Below are 17591 nucleotides of genomic sequence, written 5' to 3'. Positions count from 1 at the left end.
AATCCCTGCAAGGCCCAGGGCCCAGCAGGGATGCGGGGGCAGGCGCTGGGGGCGCCTGCCGAGGAGTCGGCCGGAAAGGGTCAGACGTTGAACAGGAAGTTCAGCACGTCGCCGTCCTTGACCACGTATTCCTTGCCTTCGGCGCGCATCTTGCCTGCGTCCTTCGCGCCCTGCTCGCCCTTGTAGGCGATGTAGTCGTCAAAGCCGATGGTCTGGGCGCGGATGAAGCCGCGCTCGAAGTCACCGTGGATCACGCCGGCCGCCTGGGGCGCCGTGTCGCCGATGTGGATGGTCCAGGCGCGCACTTCCTTGACGCCGGCCGTGAAGTAGGTCTGCAGGCCCAGCAGGCTGAAGCCGGCGCGGATCAGGCGGTTCAGGCCGGGTTCTTCGAGGCCCATCTCCTGCAGGAACATGTCGCGGTCCTCGTCGCCCATCTCGGCCATCTCGGCCTCGATCTTGGCGCAGATGGCCACCACGGGGGCGCCCTGGGCGGTGGCGTATTCCTTGAGGCGGTCGAGCAGCGGGTTGTTCTCGAAGCCGTCTTCGCTCACATTGCCCACGAACATGGCGGGCTTGGCGGTGATCAGGCAGAACTGCTTGAGCAGGGGCGCGTCTTCCTTGCTCACGCTGATGCTGCGTGCGGGCTTGCCCTGGTCGAGCGCGGCCTGGATGGGCGTGAGCAGCGAGACGATCTTGGCCGCCTCCTTGTCGTTGCCCGACTTGGCGGCCTTGCTGTAGCGGTTCAGGGCCTTCTCGACGGTGGCCAGGTCGGCCAGGCACAGCTCGGTCTGGATGACCTCGATGTCGGCGATGGGGTCGACCCGGCCGGCCACGTGGATCACGTTGGGGTCTTCGAAGCAGCGCACCACGTTGACGATGGCGTCGGTCTCACGGATGTGGGCCAGGAACTGGTTGCCCAGGCCTTCGCCCTTGGAGGCGCCCGCCACCAGGCCGGCGATGTCCACGAACTCGACGATGGCCGGCACGATGCGCTCGGGCTCGACGATGCCGGCCAGCTTCTGCAGGCGGGGATCGGGCACCTCGACCACGCCGGTGTTGGGCTCGATGGTGCAGAACGGGTAGTTCTCGGCGGCGATGCCGGCCTTGGTCAGCGCGTTGAAGAGGGTGGACTTGCCCACATTGGGCAGGCCCACGATGCCGCATTGGAGGCTCATGGCAGGGCTTTCTGGAATTCGGGAGACAAACCGCCTATTTTACGGGCGGCTGGCCGCAGGCCCCACACGCCCTCCCACAAGCCCTCAGTCGAAGCGCAGATCGGCCGCGATGCGCTGGCCCACGCGCAGCACCTGGCCCGCGCCCTGGCGCACGATGGCGTTCATGCCGAAGGTGATGGCGCCATCGAGGCGCTTGTCCTGGCGGTAGGTGCGCAGGGTGTCGCCCACCACCGGCGTGCTCTCGGCCGTGACGGGGTCGATGTCGGGAATGGGGCAGCGCGCGCAGGGCTTGACGGTCGCCAGGTGCAGCTCGCCGCCCTCGGCATCGACGCGGATCTGGTCCACGCGGTCCTCGTCGTGCGCTTCCACGCCATCGAGCACCACGTTGGGGCGAAAGCGCTCGATGCCCACGGCGGCGTGGCCGGCGGCGGCCAGGCGCTCGTTCAAGCTGTCGATCGAGGCCTGGCTGGCCACCAGCACCGGAAAGCCGTCGGCGAACTGGTTGGGCGCCTCCACGCCGCCGGTCCAGTCCATGCTGGACAGGCGCTTGACCTCGGGGTCGAAGCGCACCAGGCGGCAGGGCGTGCCCAGGAAGTCGGTGAACCACTGGGCGGCCACGGCGCCCATGTCCCAGGCGGGCACGGTGTCGCGCCAGACGGTCACGGTCATGGGCTCCTCGACCACGTCGATGCCCACGTGCAGGGCCAGCATGCCGGGGGCGCGCAGCACCATCTCCTCGCTCTTGAGCTGGGGGCGGATCAGCGCCATGCGCGGCAGCTCGCGCTGGGTGAGGAACTGGCCCTGGGGGTCGACCACCATCCAGGCACGGTCCAGGTCCAGGCCGGTTTCGGTGAGCAGGGCTTCGCGCACCTCGATGCCGGCGCAGGACTTGATGGGGTAGACAAACAGCCGGGCGATGGTGCCCGACAGGTCGGATTCGGTGCTGAAGCTCACGCGGTGGCGCTCCTGAAAAAGAACGGACAGGGAAAGGCCCCAATTCTGCACTGCCTCCGCGGGCCCGCCCCCGCTCCTACAATGGCCCGCATGGCGCAAACCTTTGATATCTGTATTCGCGGCGCGGGCATCGTGGGCCGCACCCTGGCCCTGCTGCTGGCGCGCGACCGCCTGCGCGTGGCCCTGGTGGCCGGCCCGGCCCCGGCGTCGAGCGGCCACTCCGACGTGCGCGCCTATGCGCTGAACCTGGCCTCGCGCCAGTTGCTCGAAGGCCTGCGCAGCTGGCCCGATGCGGCCCACGCCACCGCGGTCCGCTCCATGCAGGTGGCGGGCGACCAGGGCGGTGCCGTGTGCTTCGACGCGCAGGCGCAGGGCGTGGACGCCCTGGCCTGGATCGTGGACGTGCCGGCGCTGGAAGCCCGGCTGGCCGAGGCCGTGCGCTACCAGCCCCAGGTCGAGACGCTGGAGGCCCCGGTCGAGGCCGCACTGACCGTGGTCTGCGAGGGCCGTGCCAGCCAGACCCGTGCCGAGTTCGGGGTCGAGTTCGAGGTCACGCCCTACGGGCAGCACGCCATTGCCACCCGGCTGCAGTGCGAGCTGCCGCACGGGCAGGTGGCGCGCCAGTGGTTCCTGCCCGATGGCATCCTGGCTTTTCTGCCTTTGGGTGGATCCGAAGGGAACTCCGTGGCCGTGGTGTGGTCTGTGCAGAAGGAGCAGGTGCCCGGTTTGCTGGCGCTGGCCCCCGAGGAATTCGCACAGCGCCTGGAAGCGGCGAGCCAACGCACCCTGGGCCGCCTGCAGCTGGCGGGCGAGCGTGCCAGTTGGCCGCTGCAGCAGGCCCGGGCCGACCGATGGTGCGGCCCGCTGGCCCCCAAGGGCCGGCAGCAGCGCAGCTTTGTGCTGGCCGGCGATGCCGCCCACAACGTGCATCCGCTGGCAGGCCAGGGCCTGAACCTGGGGCTGGCCGATGCCCAGGCCCTGGGCGGCTTGCTGCATGCACGCGACTACTGGCGCAGCGTGGCCGACCTCAAGCTGCTGCGCCGCTACGAGCGGGAGCGCAAGACGGCGCTGCTGCCCATGGGACTGGCCACCGATGGGCTGCAGCAGCTGTTCGCCCGCCAGGAAGGCCCCTGGCAGGCGCTGCGCAACTGGGGCATGAAGGGCTTCGAGCACAGCGGACCGCTCAAGCATTTTGTGGCCCGCCAGGCCATGGGGATCTATTGACCAAACGACCGACACCGAAGGGGCTGCGCGCCGTGGCCCCTTCCCGAATCCAAGCCATCGAGACCACCATGAAACTGATTCCCACCCTGCTCGCAGGCGCTGCCCTGGGCCTGCTGGCCCTGTCGGCCACGGCCCAGGAAGCGGCCATCCGCAAGACCCTGGCCGAGCGCATTCCGCAGATGAAGCAGATCGACGAGGTCAGCCCCACGGCCATGCAGGGCCTGTACGAGGTGCGCATCGGCACCGACGTGTTCTACACCGACGCCAAGGGCAACTACCTGATCCAGGGCGAGCTGATCGACACCAAGGCACGGCGCAACCTGACGGAAGACCGCATCGCCAAGATCACGGCGGTGGACTTCTCGGCCCTGCCGATCAAGGACGCCTTCACCATCGTGCGCGGCGACGGCAAGCGCAAGGTGGCCGTGTTCGAAGACCCCAACTGCGGCTACTGCAAGCGCTTCGAGCGCGACATGCAGAAGGTGGACAACGTCACGGTCTACCTGTTCCTCTACCCCATCCTGAGCCCCGACTCGGCCGAGAAGTCGCGCAACATCTGGTGCGCCAAGGACAAGGTCGCCGCCTGGCAGGACATGATGGTGCGCGACAAGAACCCCGCATCCGCCAGCTGCGACACCACCGCGCTGCAGCGCAACCTGGCCTTTGGCAAGAAGCACAAGATCACCGGCACGCCGACCCTGATCTTTGCCGACGGCATCCGCGTGCCCGGCGCCATCGGCGCCCAGGACGTGGAAAAGCGCCTGGCCGAAGCCGCTGCAGAAACCCCCACGACCAACTGACCGCGACCCGCGGGACGCACCGGGCCACCGCGCCCGGCGCTCCCCCCTGATTTCGAACCGCGCGGGTCAGGCCCCGCGCCACGCAAAGCACCACCGCCCATGGCCACCCAGCGCACCGACGACACGTCCCACGCCCCTGTCCACTACCGCATAGAGCCGGCCGACCTCCATGCCCGCCTGTTCTCGGTCACCCTCACGGTGGCGGCCCCCGCCGAGCAGCAGGAGCTGTCGCTGCCGGTGTGGATCCCCGGCAGCTACCTGGTGCGCGAGTTTTCCAAGAACCTGCAGCAGCTGCAGGCCCGCCAGGGCCGGCGCACGGTGCCCCTGGTGCAACTGGAAAAAAACCGCTGGCAGGCGGACTGCCGCCCGGGCCAGCCCTTGGTGCTGAGCTACCAGGTCTGCGCCTACGACAACTCGGTGCGCACCGCCTGGCTGGATGCCGCGCGCGGCTTCTTCAACGGCACCAGCCTGTGCCTGCGCGTGCATGGCCAGGAGGACGGCGAGCACACGCTGGAGGTGGCCAGCACGGCCGCCACGGCGCACTGGTCGGTCGCCACGGGGCTCAGCGCCCGCGCGATCGACAAGGCCGGCTTCGGCACCTACACCGCAGCGCACTACGACGAGCTGGTGGACTGCCCGGTGGAGATGGGCACCTTCTGGAGCGGCCGCTTCACGGCCGGCGGCGTGGCCCACCGTTTCGTGGTGGCAGGCGCCGCGCCCTCGTTCGACGGCAAGCGCCTGCTGGCCGACACGCAGAAGATCTGCGAGACGGCCATGGCCTTCTGGCACGGCGACAAGGGCAAGGCCCCGTTCAAGAGCTATTTGTTCATGCTCAACGCCGTGGGCGACAGCTATGGCGGGCTGGAGCACATCAATTCCACCGCGCTGATCTGCGGCCGCCGCGACCTGCCGCGCCAGGGCGAGGCCCGCGCCAGCGACGGCTACACCACACTGCTGGGCCTGATCAGCCACGAGTACTTCCACACCTGGAACGTCAAGCGCCTGCGCCCCACCGAGCTGGCCCGCTACGACTACGGCCAGGAGAACTACACCGAGCTGCTGTGGTTCTTCGAAGGCTTCACCAGCTACTACGACGACCTGCTGCTGCGCCGCGCGGGCCTGATCGACGATGCCACCTACCTGCGCCTGATCACCAAGACCGTCAACCAGGTCCTGCAGACCCCCGGGCGCCATGTGCAGAGCGTGGCGCAGGCCAGCTTCGATGCCTGGGTGAAGTACTACCGCCAGGACGAGAACACCCCCAACTCCACCGTGAGCTACTACACCAAGGGCTCGCTGGTGGGCCTGTGCCTGGACCTGGCGCTGCGCCGCGAAGGCAAGACCACGCTGGACGAGGTGATGCGCGCGCTGTGGAAGCGCTGCGCAGGCGGTCCCATGGCCGAGACCGACCTGCGCGAGGTGCTCCGGGAGCTGGCGCACCGCCCGTTCGATGCGGAGATCGACGCCTGGGTGCACAGCACGGACGAGCTCCCGCTGGCCGAGCTGCTGGCCGCCCACGGCGTGCTGCTCAAGGCCGAGCGCCCGCAACTGGCGCAGCGGCTGGGCCTGCGCGTGGCGGAGAACCACAGCGTGCAGGTCAAGACCGTGCTGCGCGGCGGTGCGGCCGAGAAGGCCGGGATCGCCGCGGGCGATGAATGGCTGGGCGTGCTGGTCGACGGCCAGGGCTGGCGCGTGCAGAAGCTCGACGACGTGGCCTTCTATGCCGGCACCGAGCACAAGCTGGTGGCCGTGGTGGCGCGCGACGGCCGGCTGCTGCAGCTGCCCCTGGTGCTGCCGTCCGATGCGGGCGAGCGCAAGGGCGGCCAGGTGGACACCGTGAGCCTGTCCATCACCAACAGCGGCACCGTGGGCCGGTGGCTGGGGTGATGGCACCCGGCACGTCCACCGGCGCTTGGGTATAGTCCCCTACCGAGACAAACACCCGAGGAGATTGGACCCCATGGCCTACGAAACCATCGAAGTGCGCACCGAAGCCGAGAAGGTCGGCATCGTCACGCTCAACCGCCCCAAGCAGCTCAACGCCCTCAACGACCAGCTGATGAACGAGCTGGGCGAGGCCCTCAAGGCCTTCGACGCCGACGAGAAGATCGGCTGCATCATCGTGACCGGCAGCGAACGCGCCTTCGCGGCGGGCGCGGACATCGGCGCCATGGCCAAGTACAGCTTTGCCGACACCTACAAGGGCGACTACATCACGCGCAACTGGGAGACCATCCGCGCCATCCGCAAGCCCGTGATCGCCGCCGTGAGCGGCTTCGCCCTGGGCGGCGGCTGCGAGCTGGCGATGATGTGCGACTTCATCATCGCGGCCGACAACGCCAAGTTCGGCCAGCCCGAGATCAAGCTCGGCGTGATCCCCGGCGCCGGCGGCACGCAGCGCCTGCCGCGCGCGGTGGGCAAGTCCAAGGCCATGGACATGGCCCTCACCGGCCGCATGATGGATGCCACCGAGGCCGAGCGCGCCGGCCTGGTGAGCCGCGTCGTGCCCTACGACAAGCTGGCAGAGGAAGCCCTGGGCGCGGCCCTCATCATCGCCGGCTTCTCGCAGATCGCCGTGATGGCCGCCAAGGAATCGGTGAACCGCGCCTTCGAGGGCAGCCTGTCGGACGGCGTGATGTTCGAGCGCCGCCTGTTCCACGCGCTGTTCTCCACCCAGGACCAGAAGGAAGGCATGGACGCTTTCGTGAACAAGCGCGCCGCGAACTTTACACACCAATAATTTTTGTTCTATAATTTCAGTCTTGCGGTGGTATAGCTCAGTTGGTTAGAGCGCAGCATTCATAATGCTGATGTCGGTGGTTCAAGTCCACCTACCACCACCAAATCTGAAAACCCGTAACGCCCCGGCGTTGCGGGTTTTTTCTTTGCGCGGGCGTTGTTTCGGCGCACGCCGTGCCCGGTAAGACCTTGTTTCCCAAGGCCTTTGCCCCTGCACCGGCCGGTAAAATCGACCTCCCCACCTTGGCCCACAGCCTCTGGATACACACCATGAACCGCTGCACCCCCGCCCTGATCTCCCAGGCCCGCAAAGCCCTGTCCCTGAGCGGCCTGGCCGCCGCGCTGCTGTGCGCGACCCTCCCGGCCCAGGCCCAGCAGGTGCCCGGCGGCATGGGTGAAATGCGCAATTTCCCCGACGCCGCGCTGCGCGGCAACCTGACCGTGCTGGCCGGCTCGCAGGCCACGCTCAACGGCAACCCCATCCGCATGGCGCCCGGCATGCGCCTGTTCACGCCCCAGAACACGCTGGTCATGCTGCACACGGTGCAGGGCCAGACCTTCAAGGTCAACTACCTGGTCGAGAACAGCACGGGCATGCTGCTGTCCGCCTGGATCCTGACCGAAGGCGAAGCCGCCCAGCCGCGCAAGGGCTCGGGCGAGATCCACTTCAACTTCCGCACCGAGTCGGACCCGGTCAAGAAGTAACCGCCCGGCCCGGGCCGGCCCCTGCAGGCCGCCCGGCGCCCCGCCCTGCCCCCAGCGGCCGCCCCACGCGCGCCGCCGCATCCCCCATTCGGACACGAGATTGACTGCCATGGCCAAAAAAGTCTTCATCAAAACCTTCGGCTGCCAGATGAACGAGTACGACTCGGACAAGATGGCCGACGTGCTCAACGCCGCCCAGGGCTACGAGCCCACCGAGAACGCGGAAGAAGCCGACCTGATCCTGTTCAACACCTGCTCGGTGCGCGAGAAGGCGCAGGAAAAGGTGTTCAGCGACCTGGGCCGCTTCAAGCACCTCAAGGCACGCGGCGTGAAGATCGGCGTGGGCGGCTGCGTGGCCAGCCAGGAGGGCGCCGAGATCATCAAGCGCGCGCCCTATGTGGACGTGGTGTTCGGCCCCCAGACCCTGCACCGCCTGCCCGAGCTGCTGAACCAGCGCGAGCGCCTGGACCGCCCGCAGGTGGACATCAGCTTCCCCGAGATCGAGAAGTTCGACCACCTGCCCCCGGCACGCGTCGAGGGCGCGAGCGCCTTCGTCTCCATCATGGAAGGCTGCAGCAAGTACTGCAGCTACTGCGTGGTGCCCTACACCCGTGGCGAAGAGGTGAGCCGCCCCTTCGACGACGTGCTGGTGGAAGTGGCAGGCCTGGCCGACCAGGGCGTGAAGGAAATCACCCTGCTGGGCCAGAACGTGAACGCCTACCTGGGCAAGATGGGCGGCACCACCGAAATCGCCGACTTCGCGCTGCTGCTCGAATACGTGGCCGAGATCCCGGGCATCGAGCGCATCCGCTACACCACGAGCCACCCCAACGAGTTCACGCCGCGCCTGATCGCGGCCTACGCCAGCATCCCCAAGCTGGCCAATCACCTGCACCTGCCGGTGCAGCATGGCAGCGACCGCATCCTGATGGCCATGAAGCGCGGCTACACCGCCATGGAGTACAAGAGCACGGTGCGCAAGCTGCGCGCCATCCGCCCCGACCTGGCGATGAGCAGCGACTTCATCGTCGGCTTCCCCGGCGAGACGGAGGACGATTTCAACAAGATGATGAAGCTGATCGACGACATCCACTTCGACAACAGCTTCAGCTTCATCTTCAGCCCGCGCCCCGGCACGCCCGCGGCCGGCCTGCACGACGACACGCCGCACGACGTGAAGCTGCGCCGCCTGCAGCACCTGCAGGCGGTGATCAACGCCAACATCAAGTCCATCAGCGAAAGCCGCGTGGGCACGGTGCAGCGCATCCTGGTGGAAGGCGCCTCCAAGCGCGATGCCACCGAGCTCATGGGCCGCACCGAGTGCAACCGCGTGGTCAACTTCGTGGGCCAGCCGCGCCTGGTGGGCCAGATGGTGGACGTGACCATCACCGAGGCCAAGGCCTACACCCTGCGCGGCGAAGTCGTGGTGAACGAGACGGCCACGGCCTGATCCCGCAGCAGCCCCGATGGCGGACGCCAGCACGCCCCCCGCAGCCGACCCCGGCCGGAACCGGCTGCACGGGCTGTCGTTCCAGCAACTGCTGCTGCTGGCCTTTCTGCTGATCGCGGGCCTGCTGGGCGCCAGCTCCCTGGGTGCGCTGTACTCGCTGGAACAGCTCATGGTGCAAAGCCGCGAGGGCGCGGTGCAGGCCACGCGCCTGAGCGCCGCCGCCCAGGCCCTGGGCCAGCGTGGCCAGACCATGGAGCGCACGGCGCGCCAGTCGCTGGTGCTGGGCGATGCGCAACTGCGCCGCGGCTTCGACGACATCGCGCGCGAGGCCCAGCAGACCCTGCAGCAGCTGCAGGACGGCGGCCTGTCGGCCAAGCATGTGGCGCAGTGGCGCGCCCACCTGGCCACGGTGCAGTCGCTGGTGGCGGCACCGGCCGCGGTGTCGCTGGAGAACGAGCGCGCCGTGGCCGAGGAGTTCGTTGCGCTGGACACGCTGAACAATGCCATCGTGCAGGCCGTGCAGGAGCTCAACGCCGAGCGCAACAGCGCCCTGCAGGCCAAGGTGGACGCGAGCCGCCGCGACGTCACGCACCAGGTGGTGGGCGTGATCGTGCTGGCGCTGGTGCTGGCCCTGTCCTTCGGCATCTGGCTGGCGCGCCCGTTCAAGCGGCTCGAAGGCGCCATCCGCCTGCTGGGCGAGAACGACCTGGAGCAACCCATCCAGATCAGCGGCCCGGCCGACGTGCGCCGCGTGGGCCTGCAGCTCGAATGGCTGCGCCTGCGCCTGCTGGAGCTCGACTCGGACAAGGCGCGCTTTCTGCGCCATGTCTCGCACGAGCTCAAGACCCCGCTGGCCTCCCTGCGCGAGGGCGTGGCCCTGCTGCAGGACGGCGTGACCGGCGAACTCAACCCCGGGCAGCAGGAAGTCGCGCAGATCCTGCACCACAACACCCTGGTGCTGCAAAACGAGATCGAGGCGCTGCTGCGCTTCAACGCCGCCGCCTTCGAGGCGCGGCAACTGCACCGGCGCGAGACCGACCTGCTGGCGCTGCTGGAGGCCGAGGTCGAGTCCCAGCGCCTGCAGTGGCAGGCCCGCGGCCTGCGCGTGCGGGTGGAAGGCACCCCGGTGTCGCTGGCCCTCGACGGCGACAAGATCGCCTCGGCCATCGGCAACCTGCTGTCCAACGCCATCCGCTTCTCGCCCAAGCAGGGCACCGTGCGCCTGGCCGTGTCGCGGGTGCCGGGGCGGGTGCGCATCGACGTCATCGACCAGGGCCCGGGCGTGGCCCCGGCCGACCGGCCCCATGTCTTCGAGCCCTTCTACCGTGGCGCCCGCCAGCCCGAGGACGCCGTGCGCGGCACCGGGGTGGGCCTATCCATCGTCCAGGAATACGTCGGAGCCCACGGGGGCCGGGTGGAACTGGTGGAAGATGGCGATCTTTCCTTCTTTCGCATCGAACTGCCCCATGCCTCCTAGCCAGCCGACCTCCTTTTGCACCACCCACCTGCGCATCGGCGCGCTGGTGCTGGCGCCGGCCGCACTGCTGGCAGGCTGCACCAGCCCCGCACCGCCGCGCACCCCGCCCGCGCCCGTGGCCGTGGTGGTGCCCGCACCGCTGCCCGTGGCACCGCCCGCAGAGCCGGCACCGCAGCCGGCCCCGCCCGCCGTGGCAGCCCCCGCGCCCGAGGCCCCGCTGGTCACGCTCACGCTGGCCTACGCGGACCGGGTGCAGCGCATGGCGCCGGCCGAACTCACGCGCGAGATCGCGCGCCTGGGCGAGGCCGAGGACACCCTGGCCGCCAGCCCGCTGAACCTGGCACTGGCACTGGCCCAGACGCGCCAGCCCGTGGACACGGCGCGCGCCCTGGCCGTGGTGCAGCGCCTGCTGGCCCACAACGACGCAGCCACCCAGCCCCTGCATCCGCTGGCGCGCCTGCTCGAAGGCCGCCTGCTGCAGCAGCGCCGGCTGGAGGAACAACTGGAGCGCCAGACCCAGCAGCTGCGCGAGGCCCAGCGCCGCACCGACCAGCTCAACGAGCGCCTGGAGGCCGTGCGCGCCATCGAGCGCAGCATGACCGCGCGCCCCGCCGCTCCCGCCGCCAGCGAGGCGCGCTGACCATGCCCGCATCGAACAACAAGGCACCCGGCGCCCCGGCCAGTGCGCAGCAGCGCATCCTGGTGGTCGATGACGATGCCGACATGCTGCGCCTGCTCTCGCTGCGCCTGAAGGGCGCAGGCTACGAGGTGATCGCCGTGGGCTCGGCCGAGGCCGCGCTGGCCCAGCTCGACATGGCGCGCCCGCAGCTGGTGCTGAGCGACGTGCGCCTGCCCGGAAAGGACGGGCTGGCCCTGTTCGACGAGGTGCGCGAGCGCCACCCCTCGCTGCCCGTGATCCTGCTCACCGCGCACGGCACCATCCCCGACGCGGTGGAGGCCACCTCGCGCGGCGTGTTCACCTACCTGACCAAGCCCTACGACGGCAAGGACCTGCTCGAAAAAATTGGCCAAGCCCTGGCACTGAGCGCCCCGGTGCTCGCCCAGGCCCATGCCAACGAGGCCTGGCGTGCCGAGATCGTGAGCCGCTCCAACCGCATGACCGAGCTGCTGGCCGAGGCCTACATGGTGGCCCAGTCCGATGCCAGCGTGCTGCTGCTGGGCGACAGCGGCGCCGGCAAGGAGCTGCTGGCCCAGGCCATCCACCGGGCCAGCCCGCGCGCGGCCAAGCCCTTCGTGGCGGTCAACTGCGGCGCCATCCCCGAGGCGCTGCTCGAATCCGAACTGTTCGGCCACGTCAAGGGCGCGTTCACCGACGCGACCAGCAACCACAAGGGCCTGTTCCAGGCCGCCGAGGGCGGCACACTGCTGCTCGACGAGATCGGCGACATGCCGCCGGCGCTGCAAGTCAAGCTCCTGCGCGTGCTGCAGGAGCGGGCCGTGCGGCCCGTGGGGTCGAGCCAGTCCACGCCCATCGACGTGCGCATCATCTCGGCCACGCACCGCGACCTCGAAGCCGCGATGGCCGCCGCCCAGTTCCGCGAGGACCTGTACTACCGCCTCAACGTGGTGACGCTGGCGCTGCCCCCGCTGGCCGAGCGGCGCGAAGACATTCCCCTGTTGGCCAACCACTTCCTGGACCGGCTGGCACGCAAGTACGACAAGCGCCTGTCGGGCTTTGCACCCGAGGCGCTCAAGGCCCTGACCACGGCCGCCTGGCCCGGCAATGTGCGCCAGCTGTTCAACGTGGTCGAGCAGGTGTGCGCGCTGTCCACCACGCCACTGGTGCCGCTGACCCTGGTGCAGCGCGCGCTGCGCATTCCCTCGGCCCAGGTGCTGAGCTTTGCCGACGCACGCCAGCGCTTCGAGCGCGAGTACCTGGTGGGCCTGCTCAAGATGACCGACGGCAACGTGGCCGACGCCGCGCGCCTGGCCCAGCGCAACCGCACGGAGTTCTACCGACTGCTGCAAAAGCACGCGCTGACGCCCGGCCATTTCAAGAGCGATGCAGGTCCTGACGAGGGCTCCGGCGACGACGTCGCCGATGAGCGACAGGAGTAAGTTGTTGATTTCAAAAGGATTGGCGACAGCAGGCCAGCGCCTTGTCGCCATCCGGCGACAAAAACCGGTGTTTTCAGGCTGTTTTGCTGCACCGCACATCTGCTTACAGGCCAAACCGGGCCTAAGCCGTTGATGTAAAAGCGTTTTTCCAAGCTGGCACAGGGTTTGCCCTATATGCCGGCATGGATGCTGTCTTTCCTTCTTTTTCCCGCACCTTGCGCCGCAGTGCTGCTGCCGCGCTGGCGCTGTCAGCCTTGCTGGCGGCCAGCGTGGCGCAGGCCCAGGCGTTCGACTTCGAGAGCCTGACGAAGCTGGCGCGCGAACGCGCCGACAAGCCTTTCACCCCCGCCAGCGACAAGTTGCCCGCCGACCTGGCCCGGCTCGACTACGACCAGGTGCGCGACATCCGCTACAAGCCCGAGCGCGCGCTGTGGCGTGCCGAGAAGCTGCCCTTCGAGGCCATGTTCTTCCACCTGGGCCTGTACCAGACCCAGCCCGTGCGCCTGCACGAGCTCACGCCCACCGGCACGCGCGACATCGCCTACAGCCGCGCCGACTTCGACTACGGCAAGAACACCGTGCAGCCCCAGGCCTGGGGCGACCTGGGCTTTGCCGGCTTTCGCCTGCACAACCACCTGAACTCGCCCGACTACAAGGACGAGCTGGCCGTGTTCCAGGGCGCGAGCTACTTCCGCGCGCTCGGTGCGGGCCAGCAGTACGGCCTGTCGGCGCGTGGCCTGGCCATCGACACGGTGGGCGGCAGCGGCGGTGAGGAGTTCCCGCGCTTCACCGATTTCTGGCTGGTGCGCCCCGAGGCCGGCAGCACGCAGGCCACGGTGTTCGCGCTGCTCGACTCGCCGCGCGCCACGGGTGCCTACCGCTTCGACATCCGCCCCGGCGCGCAGACCGTGACCACGGTGCGCGCCCGGGTCTTCGTGCGCGGCAACGCGGCACAGGCCATCGGCACGCTGGGCGTGGCGCCGCTGACCAGCATGTTCTTCTTCGGCGAGAACCAGCCGCGCAAGCAGGACTTCCGCCCCGAGGTGCACGACTCCGACGGCCTGATGGTCGCCACCGGCGAGGGCGAGTGGCTGTGGCGCCCGCTGCAGAACCCCGGCAGCACGCTGGTGACCTCCTTCACCACCACCAACCCCAAGGGCTTCGGCCTGATGCAGCGCGACCGCCAGTGGGCCAGCTACGAGGACGTGGAGGCGCGCTATGAGCGCCGCCCCAGCGCCTGGGTGCGCCCACTGCACGACTGGGGCACGGGCCGCGTGGAGCTGGTGCAGAACAACACCCCTGACGAGACGCACGACAACATCGTCGCCTACTGGGTGCCGGCCAAGCTGCCTGCACCCGGCACCCCGCTGGAGTTTGCGTACGAGCTGGCCTGGCAGGGCGACGAGCAGCAGCGCCCGCCGGGCAGCTGGGTCACCCAATCGCGCCGCGGCATGGGCTTTACCAAGCAAAGCGCGCAGGAGCTGCGCCAGCAGGTGCAGTACGTGGTCGATTTCAACGGCCCGGCCCTCGCAGCCCTGCCGGCCGACGCCGCCGTCAAGGCCGTGGTCACGGCCGATGCCAACGGCAAGGTTCTCGAAAACGCGGCCTACCGCAACCCTGCCAACGGGCAGTGGCGCATGACCGTGCGCGTGCAGCGCCAGCAGAGCGATCGCCCGATCGAGTTGCGCGCCTTCCTTCAACACGACAACCACGCTGTGAGCGAAACATGGACGCACATCATTCTTCCCGAGTAAGCCTGCCGGAGGCCTCGGTCTCCCAAGACACCGGCGCCGTCGTGGTGGCGCTGCATGGCGCCAAGCGCCCGCAGCGCAGCGCGCTGCGCGAGGAGCGCCACCCCAACTCCGTGACGGCACCGCCGCTGAACCGCGGCTCCATGCCGCCCCTGCCCTGGCGCGGCTTCTGGAACAGCATCGGCACCGCCGTGCTGTCGCGCCTGACCGGCCGCGGCAACCAGGGCCCGGCAGCGCCCGCGCAGGCCGAGGCCTGGCAAGGCGCCGCCCAGCGCCGCCGCTGGACCTTCGCGCTGCTCACGCTGCTCTCCACCACCTTGGCCACCACGCTCTTCGCCGGTGTGCAGCCCGACTACGACAACGCCTGGCTGGGCTATGGCCAGATGGCGCTGTTCGCCCTGCTCTCGGCCTGGGTGGTCACCGGCTTCATGACCGGCATGATGGGCTTCTGGGTCATGGTGCGCGGCGACCGCCATGCGCTGTCGGCCAAAAGCGTGGCCTCGCACACGCTGGCACCCGATGCGCGCACGGCCATCATCATGCCGATCTGCAACGAGGACGTGGCCACCGTGTTCGCCGGCCTGCGTGCCACCTGCGAGTCGGTGGCGGCCACGGGCCATGGCGCGACCTTCGACGTGTTCGTGCTGTCCGACAGCTACGACCCTGCCATCGCCAAGGCCGAGCGCGCTGCCTGGGAAGACCTGCGCAGTGCGCTGGCCGAGCATGCCCAGCAGCCCCAGGTGCAGGTGTACTACCGCCTGCGCACGCGCCGCAGCCACCGCAAGGCCGGCAACGTGGCCGACTTCTGCCGCCGCTGGGGCAAGGACTACCGCTACATGGTGGTGCTCGATGCCGACAGCGTGATGAGCGGCGACTGCATCGTTTCCATGGCCAAGCTCATGGAAGCCAATCCCAGCGCGGGCATCATCCAGACCGCGACCCAGGCCATCGGCCACGTCACGCTGCATGCCCGCGCGCAGCAGTTCGCCTCGCGCGTCACGGGCCGCCTGTTCACTTTGGGCATGCAGTACTGGCAGCTGGGCGAGTCGCACTACTGGGGCCACAACGCCATCATCCGCATGGAGCCGTTCATGCAGCACTGCGCGCTGGCGCCCATCCCGGGCAAGGGCGGCATGTCCGGCGGCATCCTGTCGCACGACTTCGTCGAGGCCGCGCTGATGCGCCGCGCCGGCTACCACGTGTGGCTGGTGTCCGACCTGATCGGCAGCTACGAGCAACAGCCGCCGGACCTGCTGGCCGAGCTGCAGCGCGACCGCCGCTGGTGCCAGGGCAACCTGCAGAACGCGCGCCTGGTGGCCGAGCCCGGCATCCATGCCGTGCACCGCTCGATGTTCGTGACCGGCGCCATGGCCTACCTGTCGGCGCCGCTGTGGCTGGCCTTCCTGACGCTGGGCACGGCGCTGTGGCTGTCGGGCGCGCCGGTGGTGGCCAACTGGCACATCCTGCCGGCCGAGCTGCTGGGCCTGTGGGGCTGGACGGTGTCCATGCTGTTCCTGCCGCGCATCCTGGGCGTGACCGCCGTGTTCATGCGCCGCGAACAGGCGCAGTACGGTGGCGGCTGGAGCCTCATCAAGAGCGCCATGGCCGAAAGCGTGCTGGCCATCCTGCAAGCCCCCGTGCGCATGCTGGCCCACTCGCTGTTCGTGCTGCTGGCCATCACCGGCCTGGAGCTGCAGTGGAAGTCGCCCCCACGCGAAGCCAATGCCGTGCCCTGGGGCCAGGCCACGCGCCAGCTGGCGCCCATGACCGCCGTGATCGCCCTGCTGGCGCTGGGCGTGGCCTTCGTCGACGGCAGCGCGCTGCTGTGGCTCATGCCCGTGGGCCTGCCGCTGGCGCTGGCGATTCCGCTGGCGGTGCTGACCAGCCAGATCGACCTGGGCCGTGCCCTGCGCGCGCAGCGCCTGCTGCTGATCCCCGAGGAGGCCTGGTCGCCCCCGGTGCTGCGCCGCGCCTGGCTGCATGCGAGCCGGCTGGCGCGCCCGGCACTGCGGGCCGCATGATCAAAGTGTGACAAATGCCACACAAACACGAAGCCGGTGCATGCACCGGCTTTTTCTTGAGTGCTACACATTCAATAGCAATCGACCCTTGATTGTCTTGAATGACAACGACACCAGTGCTTGGGCCGCTCACCCAAACAGGCGCTGGACAGGCCACGGCACTCCCTTACGATACGCACGCTTCGCAACCCGCTGCACCGCATGCACCGGGTTCTCCCGATTGTTGTTGCCTTCCTGTGGACCTGCCTTCGATGCCATCGCCCCTTGCTCCCGGCGCCGCCCAGCGGCGCTTCTTCCACGCCAGTGCCCTGGCACTGGCCCTCGTGGCCGCCGGCTGCGCCGCCCCCCCGGCGCCGGTGGCCGAGGCACCGCCCCCTGAGCCCCAGGCCGCCCCCGCGCCGCCACCGCCGGCCGAGCCGCCGGGCCGCATCATCTTTGCCGGCTTTGCCATGCATTCGCAGGCCAAGGCCTTCCGCAACGACGTGGTGCTGGCCGAGAAGCTGGTCAGCGAGATCGACCCGAACGCGCTGATGCTCAAGCTGGCCAACCCGGCCAAGGACCAGAGCGCCGACTGGCCGCAGGCCACGGCCGAGAACTTCGCCCTCGTGATGGCCAAGACGGCCGAGGTGGCGCGCCCGCGCGACCGCGTGCTGCTGTTCATCTCCAGCCATGCCAACCCCGGCCTGCTCAGCGTCAACGCCGGCGGCAAGAACCTGCAGCCCATCACGCCCAAGATCTTGAGCGATGCGCTGGCCCCCCTGGGCAAGGTGCCCACCCTGGTGGTGCTGTCGGCCTGCTACAGCGGCGCCTTCATCGAGCCGCTGAAGGCCCCGAACCGCGTGGTGCTGACCGCAACCGATGTGCGCGGCACCTCGTTCAAGTGCCAGTACACGGGCAACCACACGCCGTTTGCCGAAGCCCTGTTCGGCCAGGCCGACGCCGAGAAGCTGTCGCCCACCGACTGGATGGGCGAAGCCCAGAAATCCATTGCGGCGCAGGAAAAGCGCCGCAAGCTGCCGGCCTCCAAGCCCCTGGCTTTCGTGGGTGACGAAGCCAAGGCCTGGGCCGGCCAGCCGCTCAAGGACTGGCTGCAGGCGCCATGAGAACCTGTTCACTGTCTCCCAGGGGATCGCGTTGGAGCGCAATCGGGATGAGTGGATGCTTCGGATGCGCCGCATGGGCTCATGCCCATGCAAGCAGCCGAGGCGTCCAATCG

At 69.1% G+C, this 17591-nt stretch carries 14 protein-coding genes and 1 tRNA gene; 13 read left to right on the top strand and 2 right to left on the bottom strand.

Annotation, left to right across the window (positions count from 1 at the left end; translation table 11 throughout):
- Positions 1-80 precede the first annotated feature (80 nt).
- A complete protein-coding gene (gene ychF, locus AC3WOH_RS19335) occupies positions 81-1175 on the bottom strand; it encodes a redox-regulated ATPase YchF (RefSeq protein ID WP_492230930.1) in 1095 nt (364 codons plus the stop codon).
- Positions 1176-1259: 84 nt separating this feature from the next.
- The gene (locus tag AC3WOH_RS19330; protein WP_492230929.1) at positions 1260-2129 is read right to left on the bottom strand and encodes an MOSC domain-containing protein; all 870 of its coding nucleotides are present in this window, start codon (positions 2127-2129) and stop codon (positions 1260-1262) included.
- Between the two features lie 90 nt (positions 2130-2219).
- Between AC3WOH_RS19330 and AC3WOH_RS19325 the strand changes: the two genes are divergently transcribed.
- The 13 genes from AC3WOH_RS19325 (at position 2220) to AC3WOH_RS19265 (ending at position 17478) form a co-directional block, all read left to right on the top strand.
- Entirely contained in the window at positions 2220-3353 is a 1134-nt protein-coding gene (locus AC3WOH_RS19325) for an FAD-dependent monooxygenase (RefSeq protein ID WP_492230928.1), read from the top strand.
- A 68-nt stretch (positions 3354-3421) separates the two neighbouring features.
- Entirely contained in the window at positions 3422-4153 is a 732-nt protein-coding gene (locus AC3WOH_RS19320; RefSeq protein WP_184857390.1) for a DsbC family protein, read from the top strand.
- Positions 4154-4252: 99 nt separating this feature from the next.
- Complete coding sequence (locus tag AC3WOH_RS19315) at positions 4253-6040, top strand: M61 family metallopeptidase (RefSeq protein WP_492230927.1); 1788 nt, start codon at positions 4253-4255, stop codon at positions 6038-6040.
- A 73-nt stretch (positions 6041-6113) separates the two neighbouring features.
- Complete coding sequence (locus tag AC3WOH_RS19310) at positions 6114-6893, top strand: enoyl-CoA hydratase (RefSeq protein ID WP_184857386.1); 780 nt, start codon at positions 6114-6116, stop codon at positions 6891-6893.
- Positions 6894-6919: 26 nt separating this feature from the next.
- A tRNA-Met gene (locus AC3WOH_RS19305) sits at positions 6920-6996 on the top strand.
- A 166-nt stretch (positions 6997-7162) separates the two neighbouring features.
- Complete coding sequence (locus tag AC3WOH_RS19300) at positions 7163-7597, top strand: hypothetical protein (protein ID WP_492230926.1); 435 nt, start codon at positions 7163-7165, stop codon at positions 7595-7597.
- Positions 7598-7706: 109 nt separating this feature from the next.
- Positions 7707-9047, top strand: coding sequence for a tRNA (N6-isopentenyl adenosine(37)-C2)-methylthiotransferase MiaB (gene miaB / locus AC3WOH_RS19295; protein WP_492230925.1), 1341 nt, complete (start codon positions 7707-7709; stop codon positions 9045-9047).
- 16 nt (positions 9048-9063) lie between these two features.
- Positions 9064-10524 carry a sensor histidine kinase gene (locus tag AC3WOH_RS19290; RefSeq protein ID WP_492230924.1) on the top strand — a complete coding sequence of 487 codons (1461 nt, stop codon included), beginning with the start codon at positions 9064-9066 and terminating at the stop codon, positions 10522-10524.
- Positions 10514-11164: a hypothetical protein gene (locus AC3WOH_RS19285; protein WP_492230923.1), complete on the top strand. Its 651-nt coding sequence runs from the start codon at positions 10514-10516 to the stop codon at positions 11162-11164. The genes AC3WOH_RS19290 and AC3WOH_RS19285 overlap by 11 nt, the downstream gene beginning before the upstream one ends.
- A 2-nt stretch (positions 11165-11166) precedes the next feature.
- A complete protein-coding gene (locus AC3WOH_RS19280; RefSeq protein ID WP_492230922.1) occupies positions 11167-12603 on the top strand; it encodes a sigma 54-interacting transcriptional regulator in 1437 nt (478 codons plus the stop codon).
- Between the two features lie 182 nt (positions 12604-12785).
- Entirely contained in the window at positions 12786-14357 is a 1572-nt protein-coding gene (locus AC3WOH_RS19275) for a glucan biosynthesis protein G (RefSeq protein WP_492230921.1), read from the top strand.
- Entirely contained in the window at positions 14330-16375 is a 2046-nt protein-coding gene (gene mdoH, locus AC3WOH_RS19270) for a glucans biosynthesis glucosyltransferase MdoH (RefSeq protein ID WP_492230920.1), read from the top strand. The genes AC3WOH_RS19275 and mdoH overlap by 28 nt, the downstream gene beginning before the upstream one ends.
- Positions 16376-16626: 251 nt before the next feature.
- Positions 16627-17478: a C13 family peptidase gene (locus AC3WOH_RS19265; RefSeq protein WP_492230919.1), complete on the top strand. Its 852-nt coding sequence runs from the start codon at positions 16627-16629 to the stop codon at positions 17476-17478.
- The last annotated feature ends 113 nt before the right edge of the window (positions 17479-17591 follow it).

The sequence above is a fragment of the Acidovorax sp. FW305-C-20-28 genome, from assembly GCF_058783375.1.
This window is presented reverse-complemented; position numbering and strand designations above follow the sequence as displayed.